Here is a 25,059-nt window from a genome sequence, read left to right as displayed (position 1 = left end):
GCTCGGCAACCTCCTCGGTGATCCGTGTTCACTCCGCGCCCAGGACGTCCAGCGCCGCTGTCAGTCCGCCGGGATCCACCCGTACGCCCGCCAGCCGAAGGCCCATCTGCACCCCGGCGAGGGTGCCCGCGAGCGTCAGGTCGTTGAAGTGCCCGAGGTGGCCGATCCGGAAGATCCGTCCCGCGAGCCTGCCGAGCCCGGCGCCCAGGGACATGTCGAACCGGTCGAGGATGATCCGCCGGACCTTGTCGGCGTCGACACCCTCGGGTACGAGGACCGCCGTCAGCGCGGACGAATGCTCCCGTTCGTCGACGCACAGCACCTCAAGTCCCCAGCCGCGCACGGCCGTTCGGGTGGCGGCGGCATGCCGGTCGTGCCGCGCGAACACCGCGGGCAGTCCCTCGTCCGCGAGCATCCGCAGTGCCTCGTCGAGCCCGTAGAGGAGATTGGTGGCGGGGGTGTACGGGAAGAAGCCACGGCTGTTGGCCTCGATGACCGGCCCCCAGTCCCAGTACGAGGTGCGCAGCCGCGAGGTGCGGGAGGCGGCGAGGGCCTTCGCGCTGACCGCGTTGAAGCTCAGGCCCGGTGGCAGCATCAGCCCCTTCTGGGAGCCGGCCACCGTGACGTCGACGCCCCATTCGTCGTGCCGGTAGTCGATCGAGCCGAGCGAGGAGATGGTGTCGACGAGGAGCAGCGCCGGGTGTCCCGTCGCGTCCATCGCCCGCCTGATCTCGGCGACCCGGCTGGTGACACCGGTCGATGTCTCGTTGTGCACGACACAGACGGCCTTGACCGTATGGGCGGTGTCGGCCGCCAGGTGTCCGGCGACGGCCTCCGGGTCGGCGCCGTGCCGCCAGTCGCCCGGCAGGAAGTCGACGTGGAGACCGAGTTCGGTGGCCATGCGCTGCCAGAGCGTGGCGAAGTGGCCGGTCTCCACGTGCAGGACCCGGTCACCGGCGCTGAGGGTGTTGACGAGTGCGGCCTCCCAGGCGCCGGTGCCGGAGCCGGGGAAGACCACGACGGGTCCGGTGGTGCCGAAGACCGGTCCGAGGCGGGTGAGCAAGTCCGTGGTGAACGCGGCGAATTCGGGGCCCCGATGGTCCATCGTCGGCGCCGACATGGCGCGGAGCACCTGGTCGGGGACGTTGGTCGGGCCCGGGATCTGCAAGAAGTGCCGCCCGGTGCGAGTGGTCACAAGGGTCAACCCCCTTGGAATCTGTGCCACAATGTGGCACGATGTGTCGTCTGATGGCACACGGACTATAGGAGCCGACCACTCGGGAGTCAACGGATGCAGAGCGTTCTCAACGCGCTTCGGGTGCTGGAAGAGGTCGCCGCACGTCAGCCGGTGGGTGTCGCCGACCTCGCCCGCGCCCTCGACCTGCCCAAGAGTTCCGCGCAGCGGGCACTGCGCACGCTGCACACCGCGGGCTGGATCCGCCCGGCCGCGGGTGAGGTCACCCGCTGGGTCCTGACCATCAAGGCCCTCCAGGTCGGCCGGCGCGCCACCGGTGAGCTGAGCCTGCGCGACGTGGCCGTGCCGCTCATGGAGGACCTGCGCAGACGCACCGACGAGACGGTCCATCTGACCGTCCCGGACGGTGACAATGTGGTGCTGATTGAGCGGCTGGAGACCTCGAAGGCGGTACGGATCATCCTGCCCCTGGGCATCCATCTGCCCATCCACGCCTCGGCGAACGGCAAGGCCGTGCTCGCCGCCAGCCCGCCGGAGGTGATTGAGCGTCAACTCGCCGGTGGGCTGGAGGAGTTCACCGACGCCACCGTCACCGACCGGGAGGTGCTGCGCGCCGAACTGGCGCGGATCCGGGAGCGCGGGTACGCCACCAACACCGGCGAATGGCGCTCCGACGTCTCCGCCGTCGCGGCCCCGGTCCTCGGCGAGTCGGGCACGCCGGTCGCGAGCATCAGCGTCAACATGCCGACCAGCCGGATGACCCCGGAGTCGACCGCCGTGCACGGCGCGCTCGTGAGCGAGACGGCGCGGCAGGTCAGCGCGGCGCTGGGCCACTCACGCGAGAGGTGAACGGGCCCGTCCGGCAGCGGACTTGGCCGACCCGAGACGGTCCGTGCGACGAGGGCCGGACCGTCCGTGCCGCGCCGTACAGCGAGAGGGTCCGGCCGCCTCGCCGCCGCATTGTCCGTCCGGAGGGATTCCGGCAGGACCCTTGACGCCGCCGGAAAACCCCTTCAATACTCCCCACTGCGGAAATCGATTTCCGTCTGGCGGAATGATTCACCCATTCCTGGGCTTCTCCGGGACCCGGTCCGGGACCTGGGCGGACCGTTCGCGCGCCGCCTCGCACTCCGGCATCTCCGGTGCCGCGCGCACCTCCCGTGCCGCGCCGACGCGCCCTGATGCAACGCGACATGCCCTTCGGCCGACGGCAAGGGAGCCCTCGTGTCAGATCAAGTCATCTCCATCATCGCCCTGGTACTGATCTTCGCCCTCGCGACCTTCTCCTCGGTCCACCTCGGCGTGCTCGCCATCGTGGCGGCGTTCATCGTCGGCTCCACGGTGGTGGACGAGTCCACGGACGACATCTTCTCCGGCTTCCCCGGCGACCTCTTCGTCGTGCTGGTCGGCGTGACCCTGCTGTTCGGGATCGCGAAGAGCAACGGCACGGTCGACTGGCTCGTCAACGCGGCCGTGAAGGCGGTACGCGGCCGGATCGCCCTCATCCCCTGGGTCATGTTCCTGGTCACCGCGGTCCTCACGGCGGTCGGCGCGGTCACGCCGGCGGCGGTCGGGATCGTGGCGCCGATCGGGCTCGGCTTCGCCGCGTCGCACGGCATAAGCCCCGTGCTCATGGGGCTGTTCATCGCCAACGGGGCCAGTGCCGGGGGCTTCTCGCCGATCGGCGTGTTCGGCGGCATCACCAACAACGTGGTCGAACGCAACGACCTCCCCGGCAACCCCGCGCTGCTGTTCACGGCGTCGTTCCTCTTCAATGTCGGCCTATGCGTCATCATCTTCCTGATCTTCGGCGGCCGGCAGTTGCTCGGGCGAATCGCGACGACGGACGGGGACGGCGCCGGCGACGGTGTGGCTGAGCGGGGCGGCGGCACGGAAGCGAGCGGCGGGACCCCCTCGCCGGAGCCCCCGGGCCTCGACCTTCCGCGCGCGCTGACCCTACTCGGGATCCTCGGCCTGGTCGCCGGAGCGCTCTTCTTCGACCTGGACGTGGGCCTGATGGCGCTCACCGTCGCGGTCGTCCTGTCCCTGGTCGCCCCGCAGTCGGCCAAGGGCGCCGTGGACCGCTGCGCGTGGTCCACCGTGCTGCTGGTCTGCGGCATCGTCACCTACGTCAGCCAGATGGAGCGCATGGGCACCATCGACTACCTCGGCGAACGGGTGGCGGACATCCAGGCCCCGCTCCTCGGCGCCCTGCTGATCTGCCTCATCGGCGCCGTGGTGTCGGCCTTCGCCTCGACCACCGGCATGCTCGGGGCCCTGATCCCCCTGGCCGTGCCGTTCCTGCTCACCGGCCAGGTGGGAGCCGTGGGTCTCATCACCGCGCTGGCCATATCCGCGTCGGTGGTGGACGCGTCGCCCTTCTCCACCAGCGGCGCGCTGATCACCGCGAACACCCCGACCGATCAGCGGGACTTGGTCTTCCGCCGGCTCATGACCTGGGGTCTCGGGATCGCCGTGGTGGGCCCCCTGGTCACCTGGTGCCTGTTCGTCGTCCCCGGCTCGCTCTGAGACCGGCCGGGGGAGAGGGCCGGTGGCCGGTCCCCACGGACGTCCACCGGCCCCTCGCGGATCACCACGAGAGGCCGGCTACATACGAGAAGTCTTAGAACTGGTTGCCGAAGACGATGATGGTGTTGAAGCTGTCCTCGATCCAGGTGTTGACGATCTCGCTGTTCACGATGTTGGTGCCGTCGTGCTCCTCGCCCCGCTCGCCGGCTGAGGCGGCACTCGCGCTGCCCAGAAGGGTGAGAGCGGCGAGCGCGGTGGCGGCGACTGTCGTACGGAGACGCATGGGTCTTCCCTTTCTGCAGGGGTACTTCGGACTCTGCGTCTATACACATCGGGTGCCCCTCGATAACGGGACGGCGGGAGAGACCACTCCGTTAGCCGGGCGATGAACTGCCGAATACGCCGTTCGCGTCCGCGTCGAGGTTAAGTCAGTCGCTTGCATGAGAAGACGGGGCGCGGTTCACTGATCACGTACGCCGGAGCCGGCCATCAGGAGGCGCGATGGATCCCCCTCCCGCGCGAAGTGCCGGCTCGTGCCCGTGACGGGGAAGACCGGCCGCGGCGAACGGGCCGACGCGACGCGCGAGTTGATCCTCGTCACAGCGGAGCGGCTGTTCGCCGAGCACGGAGTGTTCGCGGTTTCCAACCGCCAGGTCAGTGAAGCGGCAGGCCAGGGAAACAACGCGGCGGTCGGCTACCACTTCGGTACGAAGACGGACCTCGTACGGGCCATCGTCCGCAAGCACGCGCTGCCGGTCGAGCAGCTCCGGCTGCGGATGGTGATCGAGGCCGGGGACTCCTCCGACGTACGGGACTGGGTGGCCTGTCTGGTGCGCCCGATCACCGATCACCTCGCGGAGCTCGGGAGCCCCACGTGGTACGCGCGGTTCGCCGCGCAGGCCATGACCGACCCGGGCCTGCGCGCGGTCGTGGTCACCGATACGCTCGACTCGACCTCGCTGCACCGGATCATCCAGGGACTCGACGAGTGCCTGCCCTACTTGTCCTCCGAAGTACAGGCGGAGCGCGGTGACATGGCCCGTCAGCTGATGGTCCACATGTGCGCCGAGCGGGAACGGGCGCTCGCGCTCGGCGCCGCCACTCCCCGGTCGAGCTGGCGCGACGCCGGGACCGGCCTGATCGACGCCATCGTCGGGCTGTGGCTGGCACCCGTCACCCGTCCCTGATCACGACTTCCACCTGACCCGCACCCCCGCCTGATCACCACGCACCCCTGGGCCTGGACGTCACCGTCGTGGGGCCCCAGCACGCCCTCATGGCGAACCAACTGGGCCACCGCGCAGCCGAGTTGCTGACCGAGCTGCACATCGGGCGCGGAGTCCGCCTGGTCCGCGACTCCCGTTGCCGGGCGGCCGAGGGCGTGTACGCCGTGGGTAGTGGCGCGGTGGCACCACCAACAGCTCGGCGCTCCAATGCAGTTGGAGAACCGCACCACCCCCGCCACGCCGCCTCCGTCTGTCCGGCGCTCACCATCCACATCCAGGAGTGACTCTCCGTGAGAGTCCGGAAGCGTGTCGTGACAGCGGGTCCGTGCCGTCGCGCCGTCCCGGTCCGTGACCGTTCACCCGAACGGACCAGTCCGGGTGGTCGTGGGGGCGCGGGCGGCGGATTGTCGGCCCCATGCCGGTGTGGTCCGGAGAGCGGGCCACGCACTCGGCCGAGGAGGCTCTGATGGCACAGACCGCGTCCCCTTCGGGGGCACATCACACACGGTCCGGAAAGGGACACAGTACGTGGGCGACCGGCGGCGCGATGTTCGCCGGAGTGCTGCTGTTCGTGGACGGCGTCCTGGCCGTTCTGAACGGTGTCGTCAGCATCGCGCGCGACAACGTGTACACGCTCAACGGCAGCTACACGTACCAGTTCACCCTGACCTCGTGGGGCTGGATCCATCTGGTGGTGGGCGTGCTCCTGGTCCTCACCGGGCTGGGCATCATGAGCGGCGCGTCGTGGGCGCGGGTGCTCGGAGTGGGCATGGCGGCCGTGAGCATCGTCGCGAACTTCATGTGGCTGCCCTACCAGCCCGTGTGGGCGGTGATCGCCATCGCGATCGGTGTCTTCGTGATCTGGTCCCTGCTGACGGACCGCACCAGGCCGGTCGCCCGGTAGGCCCCCGTGCCGGGCGGCCGGGTCCGCCCGCCCGGCCGTGCCGCCGTCCCGCCGCCGGTCAGGCGCGCGGGCGGCGGGCCTGGTCGGCGCGCTCGGCGTTCTTCTCCTTGATGCGTGCCGCTTCCTTGCGGACCTCGGCCTGCGTGGCGCGCTCACGCCGCAGCCACGCGGGAAGCTCCGCCTTGAGCGCCTCGATCTGCTCCGTCGTGAGGGCCTCGGTCACACCGCCGCGGGCGAGACCCGCGATGGAGACACCCAGCTTGGCCGCGACCACCGGCCGGGGATGCGGGCCCTCGCGCCGCAGCTCCACCAGCCACTCGGGCGGATCGCTCTGCAGCGCGTTCAACTCGCCGCGCGAGACGACGCCTTCCTGGAATTCGGCGGGGGTGGCCTCGAGGTACACACCCAGTTTCTTCGCCGCCGTGGCGGGCTTCATGGTCTGGGTGGTCTGGTGCGACGTCATGGTGCCAAGAGTATCGAGCCGATACGGGGCTCCCGACCACGGCCGGTAGCCTTGCGGCGTGACAGGCTCGGAGGTACCCCTCGCGTCCCCCATGTTCCGCCTCGCGTACGTCCCGGGAGTGATCCCCGGCAAGTGGGTGCGGATCTGGAACGAGCGGCTGCCCGACATCCCGCTGACCCTCACCCCGGTGGCGGCGGGGGAAGCGGCCGACACGCTGCGCGCGGGCGGCGCGGACGCGGGATTCCTGCGCCTGCCGGTCGACCGGACCGATCTCAGCGCGATCCCGCTCTACACCGAGACGACCGTGGTCGTCGTCCCGAAGGACCACCTGGTGGCCGCGGCCGACGAGGTGTCCGTCGCGGATCTCGCCGACGACATCGTGCTGCACCCGCTCGACGACACCCTCGACTGGGAGGGGCGGCTGCCCGGACGGCCCGCGAACGAGCGCCCCGCCACGACGGCGGACGCCGTCGAACTGGTCGCGGCGGGCATCGGCCTCCTCGTCGTCCCGCAGTCGCTCGCCCGGCTGCACCACCGCAAGGACCTCACCTACCGGCCGGTCTCCGGCGCCCCCGAGTCGCGTGTCGCCCTGTCGTGGCCGGAGGAGCGGACCACCGACCTGGTCGAGGAGTTCATCGGGATCGTCCGGGGGCGCACCGTCAACAGCTCACGGGGCCGCCGCCCGGCCCCGGCGCAGGAGCAGCAGGCGTCGAAGGCGAAGTCAGGGCGTTCCGACGCGGGCGGCGCGCGGCGCAAGCCCGCGGCCGGCAAGCCGACGGGGAAGAACTCCCGCGGTGGCGGTACGGGCGGGGCGAAGAGCGGCAGGCGCGGCAAACCCGGCCGCCGCTCGTAGCGTGTGGCCGCCACCGTGAGCCGTTCGCGTACCGCCGCGGTTCAACCGGGCCGGCCGCTAGGGCCTGTCTTTCGGATCTTGCCGGGCTCGCGGTCCCTGGCACGCACGCTCGCCGCGATGTCGTCGGTCGGCATGGCTCCGCCATGCCTCCCTCCTCCGCCTTGCGATCGCACGCACCAGACCCCGCTCCCTGATCCGGCCTGATCCAAAAGACAGGCCCTAGGTCCTGTCTTCAAAGTCCCGCCTGGCCCGCGACGCCTGGCACGGCACCTCGCCGCGTTGTCGGACGCGGCCGAGTACGGCCCGGTACGAGGCCGGTCCTCCGCCTTGCGATGCACCGCACCAGACGCCCAGGCCCCGCCCTACGGGCGGACGGCGCTACTCTGAAGACAGGCCCTGGCCCCCTTCGACGAGCCGGGCGAGATTGTCCAGTGCCATGCGCTGACCGGTCTCGTTGTCCGCGGTCGGCACGGTGTCCGGGACCCCCTCGTGCAGCAGGACCACCTCCGTACCGCCGTCCACGTCGTTGAGCGTGGTCGTGATCATCATGCTGCCGCGCATCGCGGGATCGGGAGTCTCGAACTCAAGGACCTCCACGACCCGTTCGTCCGGTACGAGGCGTTCGAAGTGCCCGTGGTACGTGTCGGTGTTCGGCGCCGACTTCCCGGTGCCCGTCGGCGCGTCGTAGGTGAGCGAGACACGGAACCGCCCGCCCTCCCGGCCGTCGAACTCATGCACCTGACTGCTCATACCGGCGGGCACGCGCCATTTTGCGACCGCGTCGCCGTCCAGCAGGGCTCGGTAGACAACCGCTCGCGGGGCCCGTACACGCCGGGAGACCTGGGTGGAGTACATGGGTGCCAACCTAGCGCGCCCTCACGGGCGTCGTACGCTTCCGGACGGGCTGTCCCAGGTCAGGGTGTTGCTCCGGTGGAGTTCGACGAGGAGCCAGCCGAGCGAGACCGCGGCCAGGAGGAAGTACGCGGCGCGCCCGGTGACACCGTCCCACAGCGCGTGCAGGGCGACCGCGAACACAAAGGTGATCACGAGTCGTACGGTGGCGGCGAGCGACCACCGCGCCGCCACGGCCGCCCACAGCGCTCCGCAGATGAGCCCGGTCCACGCCATGTGGGCGGCGGGTGAGGTCAGCCCGCGCAGGAACAGGGTCTCCTCGACGTCCCCGATGTTCCCCTGGGACGCCAGCAGCGCCGTGAAGGCGTACCCCATCGTCTCCAGCGCGGCGAACCCCATCCCCGCCGCGACCCCGATGAGCAGCCCGTCCGCGACGTGCACGGTGCCGCGCCGCCACTGCCACACCAGGATCAGTACCGGCACGATGAGCTTGCACGACTCCTCGATCAGGCCGATGCCGATCAGGGTCGAGGTGCCCAGGCCGCGGAGTGTGTCGAACTCCAGCCGTCCGGCGGTCACGATCCCGACCACGCCGCCGAACAGCGCCGCGATCGCCAGCACGAACGGCCCGATCCGCCACTCGCCCGTACGCCCGGCGACGAAGGTCAGGAAGGCGAGGGGGACGACGACCGCGCCCAACAGGATCATGGACGGTACGTAGTTGACATTGCCGGTGTCGATGAGGGTGCCCTGTACGAGGAAGTAGAGCCCGAGCCCAAGGACCAGGACGGGCAGCCATGCCCACTTGCGCATGGTCGTCGGCATCCCACAGCACCTCGTTCCCGCTGGACGGCAGTGGAGCCACCGCAGCGTAAGCCGCACCGGGCCGCGCGAGAGTGCAGCGACCCGGACGCGTCGCCGCCGCGCACGAGCCGCCGGTTACGCGAATCGCGTTACGGGACGCGGGCCACGCCCGCGTAGATGCCGCTCATCTCCTCGGCGGGAGCGTCCGTGTCCTTGAACCACGAGGGCGCCGTCACCAGTCCGGGGTCGACCAGTTCGAGACCGTCGAAGAAGCGGCCGACCCCGGCGTGGGTACGGAATCCCAGCCTGATGCCGCCCTTCGCGTACTCGGCGACGACCTTGTCCGACAGCTCAGGGACGATGTCGGACGCGGCGTGCGACAGCACCAGATAGCTGCCCGACGGCAGGACGTCGACCAGGCTGGAGACGATGTCGTACGGGCCCTGGTCGTCCGGGACGAAGTGCATGAGCGCGATCAGCGACAGCGCGATCGGCCGGTCGAAGTCCAGGGTGGCGCGGGCGTGTCGCAGTATGTCCTGCGGCTTGCGCACATCGGCCTGGATGTAGTCGGTCGAGCCCTGGGGCGTGCTCACGAGCAGGGCCTCGGCGTGACGCAGGACGATGGGGTCGTTGTCGGCGTAGACGACGCGCGCGGCCGGCGTGGACGCCTGGACGATCTGGTGCAGGTTGGGCTCGGTGGGGATGCCGGTGCCGATGTCGAGGAACTGTGTGACTCCGGCGCCGGACAGCCAGGCGGCGGCGCGGTGCATGAACGCCCGGTTCTGGCGGGCGCCGTCCTTGGACTCGGGCGGCAGTCTCTCGCCCACCAGACGGTCGACCTCGTAGTGGTCCTTGCCGCCGAGCAGCCAGTCGTAGACCCGCGCCGGGTGCGGCTTGCCGGTGTCCACCTGAGGTTTGGGCGTCCCTGCCGTCATGCGGCAAGTCTCCCACAGCGGCGGTGAGTTGATCACTGCACGGTGACCGGTCAACGATGATGAGGCCACCGTGACCGGTCCACGCGAATCGCCGCTCACGCCATCGACAGACCCAGCCCGTAGTACGTCACGCGGTACTCGCCCACGTCCCCGGCCTCGGTGCCGATCAGCAGGTCCTCGGGAGACTCCACGCCCATCGCCCGGGCGGTCGCCACGATCGTCCCGGCCAGCGCCTCGCCGGAGGGCTCGCCGGGACCGCCCGCGTCGATGCGCAGCCGCGGGTGGCGGGCGTCGGGCCAGGGACGGCCGGTCGTCGGGTACTCGGCCGCCGTGCCCCAGCCCAGCGACGCCGGATCGATCTCCTCGTCCGCGAAGGAGGCGATCATCAGCCGGTCCCCGCAGTCGATGTCGAACAGGATCGGTGCGCCCTTCCCCTTGATGCGGCCGTAGATCGGCATCCACATCGGGGTCCGGAGCGCGGTCGTCTCCGCCGGCAGCGTGGTCAGGAAGGCGGCGAGCGCCCTGGTCACCGACTCCCAGCTGTGGGCCCGCCAGCCGCCGGGGAAGGTCAGACCCCCGTTCGACGGGTCGGACCGGAAGCCGAAGAAGCCGGTTATCCCGTGCTCCTCGCCGTTCCCCTGGCGTACGAACCAGCTCTCCGCCGGATCGGTCGGCTGAAGGACCAGTTCGGGCCCCGTCCGCCCCGCGCGCAGTTCGAGCGTGTCCGACTCACCGCGCCAGCGCAGGTACGGCGAGCCCCAGCTCCCCACGGTGCCGAGGAACGGCGCGAGCCTGCCGTGCACACCCATGATCGACGGTTCGCCCAGCGCGCCGGTCAGCTCGTCCTTCGCGATCCGGAACGCCTCCGCCTGGGAGGCGGCGTCCGGCTCGGCGTGCCGTACGGGGACGGCCAGTTCGACGTACGCCTCCCCGCTCACGTGACGCTCCTCGTACTTCCCGACCGGGCGCAGCCGCGCGTCACCGGTGGAGCGGCCGGTGGCCACGACGGGACTGTCGCTCCAGCCCCAGCCGAGCCGGACGACCAGCGCCCGGGTGGCGTCCCGCGTCCAGCCGCCGGTGTCCGACGCGCGGAGGCGGACAGCCAGAGCCGCGAGGGTCTCGTCCGTGGCGCTCTGTGGTGGTGCGCTGCCCCGTTGTTCGGTCATGCGACAGATTTTGCCGTATGCGCGGACCGATCTCCGACCACGGTTGCGGAGTTGGAACATCGGTCATGGACCGGGCAGGGGGCCGGGCGTCAGCCGTTCATGAGGTCGGGGTCGGGGCCGGTGCGCTCGTTCCGGTTCAGGGCCGAGATGTCGGCCATGTCGGCCTCGCCCAGCTCGAAGTCGAACAGGGCGAAGTTCTCCTCGACCCGCTTGCGGGTCACCGACTTCGGGAAGACGATGTCGCCGCGCTGGATGTGCCAGCGGAGCGCGACCTGCGCGGGTGTGCGGCCGGCCTCGTTCGCGATACGGGCGATGATCGGGTCCTCCAGCACCCTGCCCTTGGCGATGGGGGACCAGGCCTCGGTCGCGATGCCCTGTTCGGCGTTGAACGCCCTGACCTCGTCCTGGGTCAGATACGGGTGCGCCTCGATCTGGTTGACGGCGGGAACCACCACGGAGCCGGCCATGAGGCGGCGGAGGTGGTTCGGCTGGAAGTTGGAGACACCGATGGCGCGCACCCGGCCGGAGCGGTAGATCTCCTCCAGCGCCTTCCAGGTCTCCACGAAGTCCCCGACGCCGGGCAGCGGCCAGTGGATCAGGAAGAGATCGAGATGTTCCAGCCCGAGGTCCTCAAGGCTCTGGTCGAACGCGGCGTGCGCGGCGTCGGGGGCGTGGAAGGGGTTGTTCAGCTTGCTGGTGACGAAGATGTCGCCCCGGTCGAGCCCGGAGTCGCGTACCGCCTGGCCGACCTCCTTCTCGTTGCCGTACATCTGCGCGGTGTCGATGTGCCGGTAGCCGACCTCCAGCGCCGCCAGCGTCGCCTCCCGGGTGTCGGCCGAGGGGATCTGGAAGGTGCCGAAGCCGAGCTGGGGGATCTCCACCCCGTTGTTCAGCGTGATGTCGGGTACCGCGGTCATGGTCGCTCCTTCTCGTGCTGCCTCGACAGCAGTGCGGGGTCGGTCCACAGGGCCGCCTTCCCGATCATATTGCCGGTAAAACAGCGTAATGCGGCAAATGCTCCGGCGGTCTCGCGCATGGTCCGCATCCGACGGCGCGTCAGCCGGCCCGGTCACGGCGAGGCGCCTTTCTTCTTACCAAGGGGTTACGCGAGCAACCTTCATCGGGCGCAACCCGTCATGCACGGCATGAAGATCTCATTTCTTATACACAACGCGTATGGGATAGGAGGGACGATCACGACCACGTTCAACTTGGCTCGCGCGCTGGCTGATCGGCACGACGTGGAGATCATCTCGGCTCTCCGGCACCGGGAGCGGCCGAACCTCACACCCGACCCGCGCGTGCGGCTGCGTCCGCTGGTGGATCTGCGGCACGAGAAGAACGACCCGCGGCATCTGACACCGGCGAAGATCTTCCCCTCGTCCGAGTACCGCTACCGCCAGTACAGCGCGCTCACCGACGAGCGCATCGGCGAAGCGCTGGCATCGCTCGACGCCGACGTCGTCGTGGGCACCCGCCCCGGGCTCAACGTGCACCTCGCCCTCCAGGCCCCCGAGCGGACGGTACGCGTCGGACAGGAACACCTCACGCTCAACAACCACCCGCCGCGCCTGCGCAACGCGCTGCGCCGGGTCTACCCGCGCCTGGACGCGATCACCCCCGTGACGGAGGCCGACGCCGCCGCCTACCGGCGCAAGATGCGGCTGCCGGGCGTACACGTGCGGGCGCTGCCCAACAGTGTCCCCGCCCCGACCCTCCCGCCGGCCGACGGCCGCGAGCGCGTCGTGATGGCCGCCGGACGGCTGGTGCCCGTGAAGCGGTTCGACCTGCTGATCGAAGCCTTCGCCGCGGTCGCCGCCGAGCACCCCGACTGGCAACTGCGCATCTACGGCAAGGGCGAGGAGCGGGAGAGGCTGCGCGGGCTCATCGACCGGCTCGGCCTGCACAACAACGTATTTCTGATGGGCGCCGTGACACCGATGGAAGCCGAGTGGGTCAAGGGCTCGATCGGAGCGGCCACCTCCAACTTCGAGCCGTTCGGCATGACCATCGTCGAGGCGATGCGCTGCGGGCTGCCCGTCGTGAGCACCGACTGCGAGTACGGCCCCGGCGAGATCATCACCCCCGGTGAGGACGGCCGGCTGGTCCCGGTCGGCGACCGGGACGCGCTGGCCGGCGCCCTGCTGGACCTCGTACGCGACGACGAACTGCGCCGCCGGATGGGGCGCACCGCGCTGGAGAACTCCCGCCGTTACGCCCCCGGCCCCGTCGTGGCCCAGGCCGAGCGGCTGTTCGAGGAACTGCTGGCGGCCCGGCGCGACGGCCGGCAACCGGCGCGCGGCACGGACCACGCGCTGGTGAGCGGGGGCTACGCGGCGAAGGACACCGCGCTCGTCGCGGCCAGCAGCGTCGTGCGGACCGTACGGAAGGCCCGGCGATGAACGGCGGTACGAACGGCGGTACGAAAGACGGACCGAACGGGCCGGTGGACAAGCCGCGCGCGGACGCGACCGTCGACGCCGAGGGGCGGTTCGTCGTGAGCGTGACGATGCCGCTGCCCGACACCGCGCGGCCCCGGCTGCTGCTCCGACCGCGCCCGCCGAAGGGGCGGTCGGAGCAGGAGACCGGCCGCGTCGTCGCGCTGGAGCCCGCGGGCCAGGACCGGTGGCGGGCCGTCCTGGACGTGGCACCCGCACTTGAGGAGGGCCGCTGGGACATGTACGTCCTGGGCGCGCCGGGGGAGGAGCGCCTACCGCTGCTGCCCGGCCTGCGCGATCTGCGCGCGCTGGTGTCCGGCGCCGGCGACGGCCGGGCGTCGCCGCTGGCCGTCCGGATCCCGTACGTCACCAAGGACGGCCGTCTCGCCGTACGGGCCTGGCTGCGTGCCACGCACGCGGAGGCCGGGCGCATCGACTTCTCGGGCGACTCGATGACCGTGACGGCGCGGCTGTTCGGCGCCCGGCTGGGGGAGGGCGCGGCGGCGTCGCTGCACCGGCGGGGCCGTGACGGCGCCGAGCGGCGGATCACGCTCCGGCCCGAGGGGGACCAGGACTTCGCGTTCACCGTCGACTACCGGGACCTGTCGGCGGACGGCGGACAGGGCGGGGCCGGAGCGGCACCGGCGATCTGGGACGTCTACGTCCGCCCGGCCGCCGACGCGCCGCGAATCCGGGTGGCCCGCCTGCTGGACGACGTCGCGGACCGCAAGACGGTCTTCGTCTACCCGGCCGCCACGCTCGGCGGGGTGACGGTGCGTCCGTACTACACGGTCGACAACGACCTCGCGGTGGAGGTCGCCCCGGCCGGTCGGTGACTGAACACCACTGCATGACAACGATGTTGATGGTTCGTCAGGGAGCGGGCGCGGGGGGAGTACGTTCCACGGCCCTGGGCCGCACCCGACAGGCAGCTCCGTCCGCCCGCAGGCCAGGGCGGTCGACATCGCCGGCGCGCGGACGCCGGGCGTCCGGGAAGTCCACTGACGCGCCCGAGCCCGTGTCGACGATGTCGACCGTCGAGAGCGGTACCAGCAGCCCGGCGGGGCCGGCGCCCGTCATGGAGTGACTGGTCTGGTGCCGTGCACCGCGAGGCGGAGGGCCGGGCTCGGACTGGGCCTACGGTGCCGTCCGACGACAACGCGGTGCGCTGCCGTGCCAGGCGTCGCCGACCGGCCGGGATTGTCGGACACGGCCCAGGGGTGAGAGGCGTCGCGGGCCGGGCCGATACTTCGTGGGCCCGCCCCCGCGGGCGGCCTCGCGTCAGGCCGTCGCGCGCAGGGCCGTGGACACCAGCGTCTTCGCCTCCTCCTGCACCTCAGCGAGGTGCTCGGGGCCGCGGAAGCTCTCCGCGTACACCTTGTACACGTCCTCGGTGCCCGACGGACGCGCCGCGAACCAGGCGCTGTCGGTGCACACCTTCAGGCCGCCGATCGCCGCCCCGTTGCCCGGCGCCTCGGTGAGGACGGCGGTGATGGGCTCGCCCGCCAGGGTGTCGGCGGTGACCTGGTCGGCCGACAGCTTCGCGAGGACCGCCTTCTCCTGCCGCGTCGCGGGGGCGTCCACGCGGGCATAGGCCGGGGCGCCGAAGCGGTCGGCGAGCGCCGCGTAGTGCTGAGAGGGGGTGGAGCCCGTGACCGCGGTGATCTCGGAGGCCAGCAGGGCGAGCAGGATGCCGTCCTTGTCGGTCGTCCACACGCTCCCGTCACGGCGCAGGAACGACGCGCCGGCGCTCTCCTCGCCGCCGAAGCCCAGACTCCCGTCGTACAGACCGTCGACAAACCACTTGAATCCCACGGGCACTTCGACGAGCGTCCGGCCGAGGTCGGCGGCGACCCGGTCGATCATCGAGGAGGAGACCAGGGTCTTGCCGATGCCCGTACCGGCCGGCCAGCTGTCACGGTGCGCGTAGAGGTACTGGATGGCGACGGCCAGATAGTGGTTGGGATTCATCAGACCGCCGTCCGGCGTGACGATGCCGTGCCGGTCGGAGTCGGCGTCGTTGCCGGTGGCGATGGTGTACTTGTCGCGCTGCGCGATCAGCGAGGCCATCGCGTGCGGCGACGAGCAGTCCATCCGGATCTTGCCGTCCCAGTCCAGCGTCATGAACCGCCAGGTCGGGTCGGCGAGCGGGTTCACCACCGTGAGGTCGAGCCGGTGCCGCTCCGCGATACGGCCCCAGTACGCAACGGACGCGCCCCCCAGCGGATCCGCGCCGATCCGGATCCCGGCCGCGCGGACCGCGTCCAGGTCCAGGACCGACGGCAGGTCGTCGACGTACCGGCCCAGGAAGTCGTGCCGCCCCGTGGTGTCGGCGGCCAGCGCCCGCGCGTACGGGATCCGGCGGACCTCCTTGAGGCCCGCCTCGATCAGGGCGTTGGCGCGGTCCTGGATCCAGGAGGTGGCGTCCGAGCCGGCCGGGCCGCCGTTGGGCGGGTTGTACTTGAACCCGCCGTCGGCCGGCGGGTTGTGCGACGGCGTGACGACGATGCCGTCGGCGAGGCCCCCGGTGCGGCCCCGGTTGTACGTCAGGATCGCGTGCGACACGGCGGGGGTGGGCGTGTAGCCGTCGTCGGAGTCGATCAGGACGGTCGCGCCGTTGGCTGCCAGTACCTCCAGCGCCGTGACCCGGGCCGGCTCGGACAGGGCGTGGGTGTCGGCGCCCAGGAACAGCGGCCCGTCCGTCCCCTGCCGGGTCCGGTAGTCGCAGATGGCCTGGGTGGTGGCCGCGATGTGGTCCTCGTTGAACGCCGCCACCAGGGCGGAGCCGCGGTGCCCCGACGTACCGAATGTGACCCGCTGCGCGGGCTCGGCAGGATCCGGATGCAGCGCGTAATAGGCCGTCACCAGCCGTGCCACGTCCACCAGATCTTCGGGCTGCGCCGGCTGCCCGGCCCTGTCGTGCACCATCGGCGAACTCCAAATCGTGTCGGTCGACCGGGCCCTACGTAACCCTATGAGGTGAGGCCGCGCCAGTGGGCGCCGTGGCCGCCGCACGCGGCCAGTGCTCCAGCAGGACATGGAGCGCTTCGACGGTCCGCTCCCAGGACGCCTGGACGTCACGGTCGGCCGCGAATCCGCCGTTGACCTCCAGCGTGCTGAAGCCGTGGAAGGTGCTGCGCAGCAGCCGTACGGCGTCGGTCAGGTCCGGCTCCGAGAGGCCGTACGCCCGGAGCATCCCGTACGTCAGCTCGATGGTGCGGAGATACGCCGGGGGAGGGGGCGAGGGCACCGGCTCGATCCGCAGCTGGGTGGCCGTGTAGAGGCCGGGGCGTTCCAGCGCGAACGCCCGGTAGGCGTCGGCGAACGCGACGAGGCACTCCTTGCCCGCCCGGCCCGCCACCGCCGTGCCGACTCGCTCCGCGAACTCGTCCACGGCCACCAGCGCGATCCTGAGCCGCAGCTCCGCCGCGTTCTTGAGGTGGGCGTAGAGGCTCGCGTCCTTCACGCCGAAGCGCCGGGCGAGCGCGGCCACGGTGACGTTCTCGAAGCCCACCTCGTCCGCCAGATCGGCCGCCGCCTCGGTCAGCCGCTCGACCGTCAGTCCCGCGCGCGCCATGGGCGCCACCTCCCGCTGTTCCGCTGTGCTCGCCCCGTCGGCTCCGCCCCAGCATACCTAGGAGAAATAATTGTTTGCCTAATATGATTAGGAACTGTTAGCTTCGGGGCCATGAAAGCCGTGACCGAGCAGGACATCCGCAGATCGTTCGTCAATTGCTCCAAGGGCGAGGCGGCGCGGCTTCCGCTGCCGCGCGACCTCGACCAGCGGCCCTGGGGCGATCTGGACTTCCTGGGCTGGCTCGACCTCTCGGCGCCCGACCGCGGCTATCTCGTCGCCGAAAGAGAAGGCGCGCTCGTGGGTGTGACGCTGCGCTATCCGGCACGCCGCCGCGCTTATCTGCATCGCAGCATGTGCTCTCTCTGTCTGACCACGCACCCGGGCGGCGGAGTGTCGCTGATGACCGCGCGCAAGCGGGGAAAGGCGGGCCGGGAAGGGAATTCGGTCGGGCTGTACATGTGCACCGATCTCGCGTGTTCCCTCTATCTGCGCGGAAAGAAAGCCGCCGCGCCCGGCGGTCGTATGGAGGAGAGCCTGACCGTGGAGCAGCAGATCGAGCGCACTCGGGCGAATCTCCACGCCTTCCTCGACCAGCTCGGTTCCTGAAGGGGGCGCCGCGCGCCGGAGGGATACGCTCGGGCGCGTCCGGACGCCGAAACGCGCACCCCGCAGGGGTGGGGACCGCGGCGTCGTACGCAGAGGAAGAAGCCCGACGTGACCGCTTCGACGACCGGTGACGACTCCTTCGACGTGGACCGCGCCCTTCAGGACGCCCTGGACCGGCTGACCCTTGTGGCCAACGCGTCCGAGGCGCTCTCCAGCACGCTCGACCTCGAACAGGGGCTCCGGCGACTGTGCAGGGTGCTGGTCCCCGCCCTCGCCGACTGGTGCGCGATCGACCTGGTCGAGAACGAGGTGCGATTGCGCCGCGCGGTGGTGGAGCACCGGGAGCCGGACGTGCTGCCCTCCGGGTTCCTGGAGGCGCTGCTGCCGCCGGCCGAGGAAACCTCCGAGGCCCCGCTGGCGCGGGCCCTGCGGGGCGCCGGACCGCTGCGTCTGGAGGAGTTCCCCGACCCGGACGAGGGCGCCGACGCACTGCACCGCGTCGAACTGCGGACCTTCGAGCAACTGGGCGCGCACCGCGCCGTCCTGGTCCCCCTGCGCGCCCGCCACCAGGTGCTGGGCGTACTGACCCTGGTGCGCACCGACCCGGACAGGCTCGACGACGACGACCGGCTGCCGCTCATCGAGGACCTGGCCCACCGCGTCGCCATGGCCGTGGACAGCGCACGCCTGCACGGCCAGATCGCCCACACGGCCGAACGGCTCCAGCGTTCTCTGCTGCCCGACCTCCCCCACGGGGGCCCGCTGGAGGTCGCGGCACGGTACGACCCCGCGCGGGCGAGCGCCGAGGTCGGCGGCGACTGGTACGACGCGTTCCTGCTCCCCGACGGTGCCCTCAGCCTGATCATCGGCGACGTCACCGGACACGACCTCAAGGCCGCGGTGGCCATGAGCCAGATGCGCAACATGCTGCGCGGCATCGCCTGCGACCGCAAGGAACCGCCGGGCAAGATCCTCGCCCGGCTGGACGCCGCGAACGAGATCCTCTACCCGGGGCAGACCCTCACCTGCCTCTACGGCCTGCTCGCCAAACCCGAACCGGACAGCCCCTGGGTCTTCGAGTACGCCGTCGCCGGGCACCCCGCCCCGCTGCTGATCACCCGCGACGGCGACACCCGCTTCCTGGAGGACGGCCGGAGCATCCTGCTGGGCGTCGTGCCCGACACGATCCGCCCCGACGCGACAGAATCCCTGCCGCCGGGATCGACGGTCCTGCTGTACACGGACGGGCTGATCGAGCGCCGCAGCGAGACGTTCGACGACGGCATGACGCGGCTGCGAAGACACGCCGCCGCACTGGCCCGCGAATCGCTGGAGACCTTCTGCGACGAACTCGTCGTGGCACTGGGGGACGCAGGCACGGACGACATCGCGATGATCGCCGTACGTATCCCGCCCGGCATCGAGCCGTACACCGCGACCGCCGAATGAGCGAAGGGCCGTCGGCCCGCCGGGGGAATTCCCCGCGATTTTCCTGATGTGCCCTCCCGGACTTTCCTCCGGGAATCCCGCGGGATCATCCGGTCCTTTACCCGCGTGACCAAGGCCGCGCGGCGAATGTTCACAAGGACCGGTCCGGCCGGCCGCCCTACGATTACCGGGAACGCAGCTCCCTTCCACGCAGAAGGTGCCCCGCATGACGAAACTCGGCCTCCCGGACAGAATCCAGGCCTGTCTCTTCGACCTCGACGGTGTCATCACCAAGACGGCCGTCGTCCACGCGGCCGCCTGGAAGGAGACATTCGACGAGTTCCTGCGGGAGCGCGGTGACGGGGAATTCCGCCCGTTCGACGCCGTCGCGGACTACAACCGGTACGTCGACGGCCTTCCCCGCGCCGACGGCGTGCGCACCTTCCTCGCCTCGCGCGGTATCGAACTGCCCGAAGGCACACCGGACGACCCGCCCGACCGTGCCACCGTCCAGGGGCTGGGCAACCGCAAGAACGAGCGGCTGCTGAAGCGGATCAAGGCCGGCGGCGTCGACGCGTACGGCGGTTCGCTGCGCTACATCAAGGCCGTCCGGGCGGGCGGGCTGCGTACCGCCGTGGTCTCCTCCAGCACCAACTGCCGTGACATCCTCCGGGCGATCGACGCCGAGGACCTCTTCGACACCCGTGTCGACGGAGTCGTCGCGGCGCAGCGCGGACTGCCCGGCAAACCCGACCCCGCTCCCTTCCTCGCGGCGGCCGGTGACCTCGGGGTCGAGGCGTCGGCCGCCGCCGTGTTCGAGGACGCGCTGGCGGGCATGGAGGCGGGCCGGTCCGGACACTTCGGGTACGTCGTGGGCGTCGACCGGGTGGGCCAGGCCGACGCCCTGCGGTCCCACGGCGCCGACACGGTCGTCACCGATCTGGCCGACCTGGCCGACCGGGAGCCGCCGGCATGATCACCGACTCGATGTACGCGGTGGAGCCCTGGTCGCTGCGGGAGACGGAGCTCAACCTCGACGTGCTCCCGCAGAGCGAGTCGGTCTTCGCCCTCTCCAACGGCCACATCGGCTGGCGCGGCAACCTGGACGAGGGCGAACCCCACGGTCTGCCGGGCTCCTACCTCAACGGTGTCCACGAACTGCACCCCCTGCCCTACGCCGAGGCCGGCTACGGCTACCCGGAGTCCGGCCAGACCGTCATCAACGTCACCAACGGCAAGATCATCCGTCTGCTCGTCGACGACGAGCCCTTCGACCTGCGCTACGGGCAACTGCGCTCCCACGAGCGGGTCCTCGACCTGCGTACCGGTCTGCTGCACCGCACCTGCGAGTGGACCTCACCGGCGGGAAGCACCGTACGGGTGCGCTCCACCCGGCTCGTGTCCTTCACCCAGCGCTCGGTCGCCGCCGTCTCCTACCAGGTCGAGGCGGTCGACACCGAGGTGCGCATCGTCATCCAGTCGGAGCTGGTGGCCAACGAACAACTGCCCGGCGCGGCGGCCGACCCCCGCGCCGCCGTCGCGCTGGAGTCGCCGCTCGAAGCGGAGGAGACGTTCGCCTCCGGAAGCCGGCTGCGGCTGGTGCACCGCACACGCCGCAGCGGCCTGCGCGTCGGCGCGGCGGCCGACCACGTCGTGACCGGACCCGAGCCGACCACGACGGAATGCGAGTCCGACGACGACATCGCCCGGCTGACCGTCACCTCCGTCCTGGCCCCGGGGAAGAGCCTGCGCCTGGACAAACTCGTCGCGTACGGCTGGTCCAGCACCCGGTCGCTGCCCGCCGTCGCCGACCAGGTGGACGCGGCGCTCGCCGGAGCCGCGAGCGTCGGCTGGCAGGGACTCGCCGACGAACAGCGCGCCTACCTCGGCGACTTCTGGCAGTGCGGCGACGTACAGGTGGACGGTGACGAGAAGATCCAGCAGGCCGTACGGTTCGCCCTCTTCCATGTGCTCCAGGCCGGCGCCCGCGCCGAGCAACGGGGCATCCCCGCCAAGGGGTTGACGGGTTCCGGCTACGACGGGCACGCCTTCTGGGACACGGAGGCGTTCGTCCTGCCGCTGCTCACCTACACCTCGCCCGACGCGGTGGCACAGGCGCTGCGCTGGCGCCAGAGCACCCTGCCGGCCGCGCGAGAGCGCGCGGAGCAACTCGGGCTGCGGGGAGCCGCGTTCCCCTGGCGGACCATCGAGGGTTCGGAGTGCTCGGCTTACTGGCCCGCCGGCGCCGCCGCCTTCCATGTGAACGCCGGGATCGCCGACGCGGCCCTGGGGTACCTGTCCGCCACGCACGACGAGGAGTTCGAGCGCGACTGCGCCGTCGAACTGCTGGTGGAGACGGCGCGCCTGTGGAGATCGCTCGGACACCACGACCACCACGGCGCCTTCCACATCGACGGCGTCACCGGCCCCGACGAGTACAGCGCCGTCGTGGACGACAACACGTACACGAATCTGATGGCCCGGACGAATCTGACGGCGGCGGCGGACATCGTGGAGCGCAACGCCGACGTCGCGGCCCGGCTCGGCGTGGACGACGAGGAGAGCGCGACATGGCGCGACGCGGCCGACGCCATGAGCATCCCCTACAACAGTGAGCTGCGGGTCCATGAGCAGGACGCCGGATTCACCCGGCACCAGGTGTGGGACTTCGAGAACACCCGCCCCGACCAGTACCCGCTCCTGCTCCACTTCCCGTACTTCGACATCTACCGCAAGCAGGTCGTCAAACAGGCCGACCTGGTCCTCGCGATGGTCAAGTGCAGCTCGTACTTCGACGCCGATCACAAGGCGCGCAACTTCGCCTACTACGAACCCCTCACCGTCCGCGACTCCTCCCTGTCGGCCTGCTGCCAGGCGGTCATGGCCGTGGAGACGGGACACCTGCGACTGGCCTACGACTATCTGACCGAGGCCGCCCTGATGGACCTGGAGGATCTGGAGCACAACACCCGCGACGGACTCCACATCGCCTCGCTCGCCGGTGCCTGGATGGTGCTGGTGGTCGGCTTCGGCGGGATGCGGCACGGCTGGAACAGGCTCGACTTCGCTCCGAGGCTCCCCGAGGAGATCAGCCGGCTCGCGTTCACGGTGCAGTTCCAGGACCGCCACCTCCGTGTCGAGATCACCCCGACCACCGCCACGTACACCCTCCCCACCGGTGACCCGCTGCGGATCCACCACTACGGCGACCCCCTCACCGTCCACGGCGGAGTCGCCGAGGCCCGCGCCATCCCCGCCGTCGTGGCTCCGCCCACGCCGGAGTACCCGCCGGGGCGCCGGCCCAACGCGCCCCGGCACCGCCGCTGACCTCACACGACGCGCACCTTTCGCATGCCATGGCAAATGATGTGAAACTGGACGGCAGTGATGGCATGCGCCGGCCACCGGGCGCACAGCCGGCGGGGCGAGGAGGACGAGGCCCCGACGTGTGACGGCCTCGTCGACGCGGTGTGGTCCACCGGGCCCGGCCCCGCCGTCGCGGCGGACCCCACGCCGGCGGCCGAGCGCCTGGGAGCGGCAGTTGTGAGGAGTTCTTCCATGGCCAGGGCAGTAGGAATCGATCTCGGTACCACCAACTCGGTGATCGCCGCGTGGGAGGGCGGCGAGGCGAACGTGCTCCCGAACGCGGAGGGCACCCGCACCACACCCTCCGTCGTCGGATACACCGACACGGGGGAGCGCCTGATCGGGCAACTCGCCCGACGCCAGGCGATCCTCAACCCGAAGGGCACCATCTACTCGGCCAAGCGCTTCATCGGCCGCCACTACGACGAGATATCCGACGAGGCCAAGGCCGTCGCGTACGACGTGGTCGAGGGTGACGGCGGCGTCGCCCGTATCGACGTACGGGGCAAGCTGTACGCCCCCGAGGAGATCAGCGCGCTCGTGCTGCGCAAACTCGCCGACGACGCCGGGAAGTCCATGGGCGAACGGGTCACCGAAGCCGTCATCACCGTGCCCGCCTACTTCAACGACGCGCAGCGCACCGCCACCAAGGACGCCGGCCGGATCGCCGGCCTCGAAGTGCTGCGCATCATCAACGAGCCGACGGCCGCCGCGCTCGCGTACGGGATGGACAAGAAGCAGCACGAGACCGTGCTCGTCTTCGACCTCGGCGGCGGCACCTTCGACGTGAGCGTCCTGGACGTCGGGGACGGAGTGGTCGAGGTGCGTTCCACCGCCGGTGACAGCCACCTCGGCGGCGACGACTTCGACCGCCGTCTCGTGGATCACCTCGCGGACACCTTCCAGCGGGAGAACGGCATCGACCTGCGCCAGGACCCGCAGGCCCTGCAACGGCTCTTCGAAGCCGCCGAGAAGGCCAAGACCGAACTCAGCTCGGTCAGTCAGACACAGGTCAGTCTCCCCTTCGTCACCGCCGACGCCTCCGGCCCCAAGCATCTGACCGAGACGGTCATGCGGTCCACGTTCGAGCAGATCACCGCCGATCTCGTGGAGCGGTGTCTCGACCCCGTCCAGCAGGCGCTCGCCGACGCCAAGGTGAGCGACCAGGACATCGACGAGGTCATCCTGGTCGGCGGCTCCACCCGGATGCCCGCCGTACAGGCCCTGGTCCGCCGGCTCACCGGCGGCAAGGACCCCAATATGAGCGTCAACCCCGACGAGGTCGTGGCGCTCGGCGCCGCGATCCAGGCAGGTGTCCTCAAGGGCGAGGTCAAGGACGTCCTGCTGCTCGACGTCACACCGCTCTCCCTCGGCGTCGAGACGCGCGGCGGAGTCATGACGAAGATCATCGAACGGAACACCACGATCCCCGTCCGCCGCTCCGAGACGTTCTCCACCGCCGAGGACGAACAGCCCGCGGTGGACGTCGTGGTGGTGCAGGGCGAACGTGAACGCGCCGCCGACAACCGGGTGCTGGGCCGCTTCCAGCTCACCGACATCCGCCCCGCGCCCCGGGGCGAGCCACAGATCGACGTCACCTTCGACATCGACGCCAACGGCATACTCGACGTCACCGCGAAGGACAGGGCCACCGGCAAGGAACAGTCCATCACCATCAGCGAGGGCTCCAACCTCGACCCCTCCGAGGTCGAGCGGATGGTCGGCGAGGCCGAGGCCAACCGGGGCGAGGACCAGGCGCTGCGCGAGGCCGTCGACGCGCGCAACGAACTCGACACCGCCGCCTACCAGGTGGAGCGGAGCCTCACCGAACTCGGCGACTCCGCGCCCGAACACGAGAAGGCCCGTGCGCGGATGCTGGTCACCGACGCCCGTCAGGCCGTCAAGGACGAGGCCGACCCGGCCAGGGCCAGGTCGCTGACCTCCGAACTCCAGCAGGTGTACGCGGCGCTGGCGGCCCGTCAGGCCGGACCGGCGCCGGGCACGGGTGACGGAGGAGGCGACGGACAGAAGTCCGGGACCGAGGACGACGCCCGATCCCGCGACGCCGACGACGACGTCATCGACGCCGAATTCGACAAGAGCTGAAGCCGCCGCCATGACCAACTCCCCGGAACCGGTGGGCGAACCGCCGCCCGAAGGCGAGCCGCCGAACGAACCCGGCGCGACCGGCCCGACCGGCTCGTCCACCGAAACCACCGAGACCAGCGAGCCCGCCGCGGCCGAGCCCACCGAAACGCCGGAGCCGTCCGAGCAGTCCGAACCGCCCGGGTCCACGGAACTGCGGGACCGCTGGCGGCGCGCCCTCGCCGACCTGGACAACCTCCGCAAACGCCATGCGAAGGAGCTGTCACGCGAACGCGAGGCGGAACGCGCCCGCGTCTGCACCGACTGGCTGCCCGTGCTGGACAACCTCGAACTCGCCCTGACACACGCCGGGTCGGACACCGGCTCCGTCGTCCAGGGGGTCCGGGCAGTACGCGACCAGGCCGTCGACGTCCTCCACCGCCTCGGCTACCCGAGGGACGACGAAACCGGAGTCCCCTTCGACCCGCTCAGACACGAAGTCGTCACCGTCGTGGACGAACCCGGCACCGAGCCGGGCACGGTCGTCCAGTGCCTGCGCCCCGGCTACGGCACCCCCGGCCACCAGCTGCGCCCGATGGCCGCCGTCGTCAGCAAGCGGCAGGAGTGACGAG

General features: G+C 70.8%; 24 protein-coding genes. 14 read left to right on the top strand and 10 right to left on the bottom strand.

What is annotated here, in order from left to right:
- Positions 1-28: 28 nt before the first annotated feature.
- Complete coding sequence (locus GXP76_RS00405; protein WP_242569339.1) at positions 29-1,195, bottom strand: aminotransferase class V-fold PLP-dependent enzyme; 1,167 nt, start codon at positions 1,193-1,195, stop codon at positions 29-31.
- A 96-nt stretch (positions 1,196-1,291) separates the two neighbouring features.
- Here GXP76_RS00405 and GXP76_RS00400 point away from each other — a divergent pair, with 96 nt between their 5' ends.
- Positions 1,292-2,044, top strand: a complete 753-nt coding sequence (locus tag GXP76_RS00400; RefSeq protein ID WP_242569338.1) for an IclR family transcriptional regulator — start codon at positions 1,292-1,294, stop codon at positions 2,042-2,044.
- Positions 2,045-2,419: 375 nt separating this feature from the next.
- Positions 2,420-3,724, top strand: a complete 1,305-nt coding sequence (locus tag GXP76_RS00395) for an SLC13 family permease (protein ID WP_242569337.1) — start codon at positions 2,420-2,422, stop codon at positions 3,722-3,724.
- 94 nt (positions 3,725-3,818) lie between these two features.
- On the opposite strand, the gene GXP76_RS00390 is transcribed toward GXP76_RS00395, so the two are convergent.
- Complete coding sequence (locus tag GXP76_RS00390) at positions 3,819-4,007, bottom strand: hypothetical protein (protein WP_242569336.1); 189 nt, start codon at positions 4,005-4,007, stop codon at positions 3,819-3,821.
- 256 nt (positions 4,008-4,263) lie between these two features.
- On the opposite strand from GXP76_RS00390, the gene GXP76_RS00385 reads away from it, so the two are divergent.
- The 3 genes from GXP76_RS00385 (at position 4,264) to GXP76_RS00375 (ending at position 5,854) form a co-directional block, all read left to right on the top strand.
- The gene (locus GXP76_RS00385) at positions 4,264-4,911 is read left to right on the top strand and encodes a TetR/AcrR family transcriptional regulator (protein WP_242569335.1); all 648 of its coding nucleotides are present in this window, start codon (positions 4,264-4,266) and stop codon (positions 4,909-4,911) included.
- 89 nt (positions 4,912-5,000) lie between these two features.
- Positions 5,001-5,234, top strand: coding sequence for a hypothetical protein (locus GXP76_RS00380; RefSeq protein ID WP_242569334.1), 234 nt, complete (start codon positions 5,001-5,003; stop codon positions 5,232-5,234).
- Between the two features lie 182 nt (positions 5,235-5,416).
- Positions 5,417-5,854 carry a hypothetical protein gene (locus tag GXP76_RS00375; protein ID WP_242569333.1) on the top strand — a complete coding sequence of 146 codons (438 nt, stop codon included), beginning with the start codon at positions 5,417-5,419 and terminating at the stop codon, positions 5,852-5,854.
- A gap of 58 nt (positions 5,855-5,912) precedes the next feature.
- On the opposite strand, the gene GXP76_RS00370 is transcribed toward GXP76_RS00375, so the two are convergent.
- Positions 5,913-6,317, bottom strand: a complete 405-nt coding sequence (locus tag GXP76_RS00370; RefSeq protein WP_242569332.1) for a DUF5997 family protein — start codon at positions 6,315-6,317, stop codon at positions 5,913-5,915.
- A gap of 58 nt (positions 6,318-6,375) precedes the next feature.
- Between GXP76_RS00370 and GXP76_RS00365 the strand changes: the two genes are divergently transcribed.
- Positions 6,376-7,170, top strand: coding sequence for a LysR family substrate-binding domain-containing protein (locus tag GXP76_RS00365; protein WP_242569331.1), 795 nt, complete (start codon positions 6,376-6,378; stop codon positions 7,168-7,170).
- Positions 7,171-7,548: 378 nt separating this feature from the next.
- Here the strand turns inward: GXP76_RS00365 and GXP76_RS00360 are convergent, their stop codons facing one another.
- From GXP76_RS00360 to GXP76_RS00340, 5 genes are all read right to left on the bottom strand, one after another.
- Positions 7,549-8,025: an SRPBCC domain-containing protein gene (locus GXP76_RS00360; protein WP_242569330.1), complete on the bottom strand. Its 477-nt coding sequence runs from the start codon at positions 8,023-8,025 to the stop codon at positions 7,549-7,551.
- Positions 8,026-8,046: 21 nt separating this feature from the next.
- The gene (locus GXP76_RS00355; RefSeq protein ID WP_242569329.1) at positions 8,047-8,847 is read right to left on the bottom strand and encodes a PrsW family intramembrane metalloprotease; all 801 of its coding nucleotides are present in this window, start codon (positions 8,845-8,847) and stop codon (positions 8,047-8,049) included.
- Between the two features lie 128 nt (positions 8,848-8,975).
- Positions 8,976-9,761 (bottom strand): SAM-dependent methyltransferase, encoded by a 786-nt coding sequence (locus GXP76_RS00350; protein ID WP_242569328.1) that lies wholly within the window; start codon positions 9,759-9,761, stop codon positions 8,976-8,978.
- A gap of 95 nt (positions 9,762-9,856) precedes the next feature.
- Positions 9,857-10,927, bottom strand: a complete 1,071-nt coding sequence (locus GXP76_RS00345; RefSeq protein ID WP_242569327.1) for a hypothetical protein — start codon at positions 10,925-10,927, stop codon at positions 9,857-9,859.
- Positions 10,928-11,016: 89 nt separating this feature from the next.
- The gene (locus GXP76_RS00340) at positions 11,017-11,844 is read right to left on the bottom strand and encodes an aldo/keto reductase (protein WP_242569326.1); all 828 of its coding nucleotides are present in this window, start codon (positions 11,842-11,844) and stop codon (positions 11,017-11,019) included.
- Between the two features lie 228 nt (positions 11,845-12,072).
- On the opposite strand from GXP76_RS00340, the gene GXP76_RS00335 reads away from it, so the two are divergent.
- Together GXP76_RS00335 and GXP76_RS00330 are read left to right on the top strand one after the other, a co-directional pair.
- Positions 12,073-13,329, top strand: coding sequence for a glycosyltransferase family 4 protein (locus GXP76_RS00335; protein ID WP_242569325.1), 1,257 nt, complete (start codon positions 12,073-12,075; stop codon positions 13,327-13,329).
- Positions 13,326-14,201 (top strand): hypothetical protein, encoded by an 876-nt coding sequence (locus GXP76_RS00330; RefSeq protein ID WP_374359520.1) that lies wholly within the window; start codon positions 13,326-13,328, stop codon positions 14,199-14,201. The genes GXP76_RS00335 and GXP76_RS00330 overlap by 4 nt, the downstream gene beginning before the upstream one ends.
- A 445-nt stretch (positions 14,202-14,646) precedes the next feature.
- On the opposite strand, the gene pgm is transcribed toward GXP76_RS00330, so the two are convergent.
- Positions 14,647-16,293: a phosphoglucomutase (alpha-D-glucose-1,6-bisphosphate-dependent) gene (gene pgm / locus GXP76_RS00325; RefSeq protein ID WP_242569324.1), complete on the bottom strand. Its 1,647-nt coding sequence runs from the start codon at positions 16,291-16,293 to the stop codon at positions 14,647-14,649.
- A 34-nt stretch (positions 16,294-16,327) separates the two neighbouring features.
- Positions 16,328-16,942: a TetR/AcrR family transcriptional regulator gene (locus GXP76_RS00320; RefSeq protein WP_242569323.1), complete on the bottom strand. Its 615-nt coding sequence runs from the start codon at positions 16,940-16,942 to the stop codon at positions 16,328-16,330.
- A gap of 111 nt (positions 16,943-17,053) precedes the next feature.
- Between GXP76_RS00320 and GXP76_RS00315 the strand changes: the two genes are divergently transcribed.
- The 6 genes from GXP76_RS00315 (at position 17,054) to GXP76_RS00290 (ending at position 25,055) form a co-directional block, all read left to right on the top strand.
- Entirely contained in the window at positions 17,054-17,548 is a 495-nt protein-coding gene (locus GXP76_RS00315) for an FBP domain-containing protein (protein ID WP_242569322.1), read from the top strand.
- Between the two features lie 108 nt (positions 17,549-17,656).
- Positions 17,657-18,997 (top strand): PP2C family protein-serine/threonine phosphatase, encoded by a 1,341-nt coding sequence (locus tag GXP76_RS00310; RefSeq protein WP_242569321.1) that lies wholly within the window; start codon positions 17,657-17,659, stop codon positions 18,995-18,997.
- A 205-nt stretch (positions 18,998-19,202) separates the two neighbouring features.
- Complete coding sequence (locus GXP76_RS00305) at positions 19,203-19,952, top strand: HAD family phosphatase (RefSeq protein WP_242569320.1); 750 nt, start codon at positions 19,203-19,205, stop codon at positions 19,950-19,952.
- A complete protein-coding gene (locus tag GXP76_RS00300; protein WP_242569319.1) occupies positions 19,949-22,303 on the top strand; it encodes a glycoside hydrolase family 65 protein in 2,355 nt (784 codons plus the stop codon). The genes GXP76_RS00305 and GXP76_RS00300 overlap by 4 nt, the downstream gene beginning before the upstream one ends.
- A 231-nt stretch (positions 22,304-22,534) precedes the next feature.
- Positions 22,535-24,448, top strand: coding sequence for a molecular chaperone DnaK (gene dnaK / locus GXP76_RS00295; RefSeq protein WP_242569318.1), 1,914 nt, complete (start codon positions 22,535-22,537; stop codon positions 24,446-24,448).
- Positions 24,449-24,458: 10 nt separating this feature from the next.
- Complete coding sequence (locus GXP76_RS00290) at positions 24,459-25,055, top strand: nucleotide exchange factor GrpE (RefSeq protein ID WP_242569317.1); 597 nt, start codon at positions 24,459-24,461, stop codon at positions 25,053-25,055.
- The last annotated feature ends 4 nt before the right edge of the window (positions 25,056-25,059 follow it).

This window comes from Streptomyces sp. NP-1717, assembly GCF_022695985.1.
Lineage (GTDB): Bacteria > Actinomycetota > Actinomycetes > Streptomycetales > Streptomycetaceae > Streptomyces.
Note: the sequence above shows the minus strand (reverse complement) of the source record. Positions and strands in the feature narration are given on the sequence as shown.

Coding starts and splice junctions, on each gene's coding strand:
- GXP76_RS00315 (WP_242569322.1), top strand. CDS start 17,054: ATGAAAGCCGTGACCGAGCAGGACATCCGCAGATCGTTCGTCAATTGC.
- pgm (WP_242569324.1), bottom strand. CDS start 16,293: ATGGTGCACGACAGGGCCGGGCAGCCGGCGCAGCCCGAAGATCTGGTG.
- GXP76_RS00355 (WP_242569329.1), bottom strand. CDS start 8,847: ATGCCGACGACCATGCGCAAGTGGGCATGGCTGCCCGTCCTGGTCCTT.
- GXP76_RS00380 (WP_242569334.1), top strand. CDS start 5,001: ATGGCGAACCAACTGGGCCACCGCGCAGCCGAGTTGCTGACCGAGCTG.
- GXP76_RS00375 (WP_242569333.1), top strand. CDS start 5,417: ATGGCACAGACCGCGTCCCCTTCGGGGGCACATCACACACGGTCCGGA.
- GXP76_RS00390 (WP_242569336.1), bottom strand. CDS start 4,007: ATGCGTCTCCGTACGACAGTCGCCGCCACCGCGCTCGCCGCTCTCACC.
- GXP76_RS00340 (WP_242569326.1), bottom strand. CDS start 11,844: ATGACCGCGGTACCCGACATCACGCTGAACAACGGGGTGGAGATCCCC.
- GXP76_RS00290 (WP_242569317.1), top strand. CDS start 24,459: ATGACCAACTCCCCGGAACCGGTGGGCGAACCGCCGCCCGAAGGCGAG.
- GXP76_RS00305 (WP_242569320.1), top strand. CDS start 19,203: ATGACGAAACTCGGCCTCCCGGACAGAATCCAGGCCTGTCTCTTCGAC.
- GXP76_RS00300 (WP_242569319.1), top strand. CDS start 19,949: ATGATCACCGACTCGATGTACGCGGTGGAGCCCTGGTCGCTGCGGGAG.
- GXP76_RS00350 (WP_242569328.1), bottom strand. CDS start 9,761: ATGACGGCAGGGACGCCCAAACCTCAGGTGGACACCGGCAAGCCGCAC.
- dnaK (WP_242569318.1), top strand. CDS start 22,535: ATGGCCAGGGCAGTAGGAATCGATCTCGGTACCACCAACTCGGTGATC.
- GXP76_RS00360 (WP_242569330.1), bottom strand. CDS start 8,025: ATGTACTCCACCCAGGTCTCCCGGCGTGTACGGGCCCCGCGAGCGGTT.
- GXP76_RS00330 (WP_374359520.1), top strand. CDS start 13,326: ATGAACGGCGGTACGAACGGCGGTACGAAAGACGGACCGAACGGGCCG.
- GXP76_RS00345 (WP_242569327.1), bottom strand. CDS start 10,927: ATGACCGAACAACGGGGCAGCGCACCACCACAGAGCGCCACGGACGAG.
- GXP76_RS00370 (WP_242569332.1), bottom strand. CDS start 6,317: ATGACGTCGCACCAGACCACCCAGACCATGAAGCCCGCCACGGCGGCG.
- GXP76_RS00400 (WP_242569338.1), top strand. CDS start 1,292: ATGCAGAGCGTTCTCAACGCGCTTCGGGTGCTGGAAGAGGTCGCCGCA.
- GXP76_RS00335 (WP_242569325.1), top strand. CDS start 12,073: ATGAAGATCTCATTTCTTATACACAACGCGTATGGGATAGGAGGGACG.
- GXP76_RS00320 (WP_242569323.1), bottom strand. CDS start 16,942: ATGGCGCGCGCGGGACTGACGGTCGAGCGGCTGACCGAGGCGGCGGCC.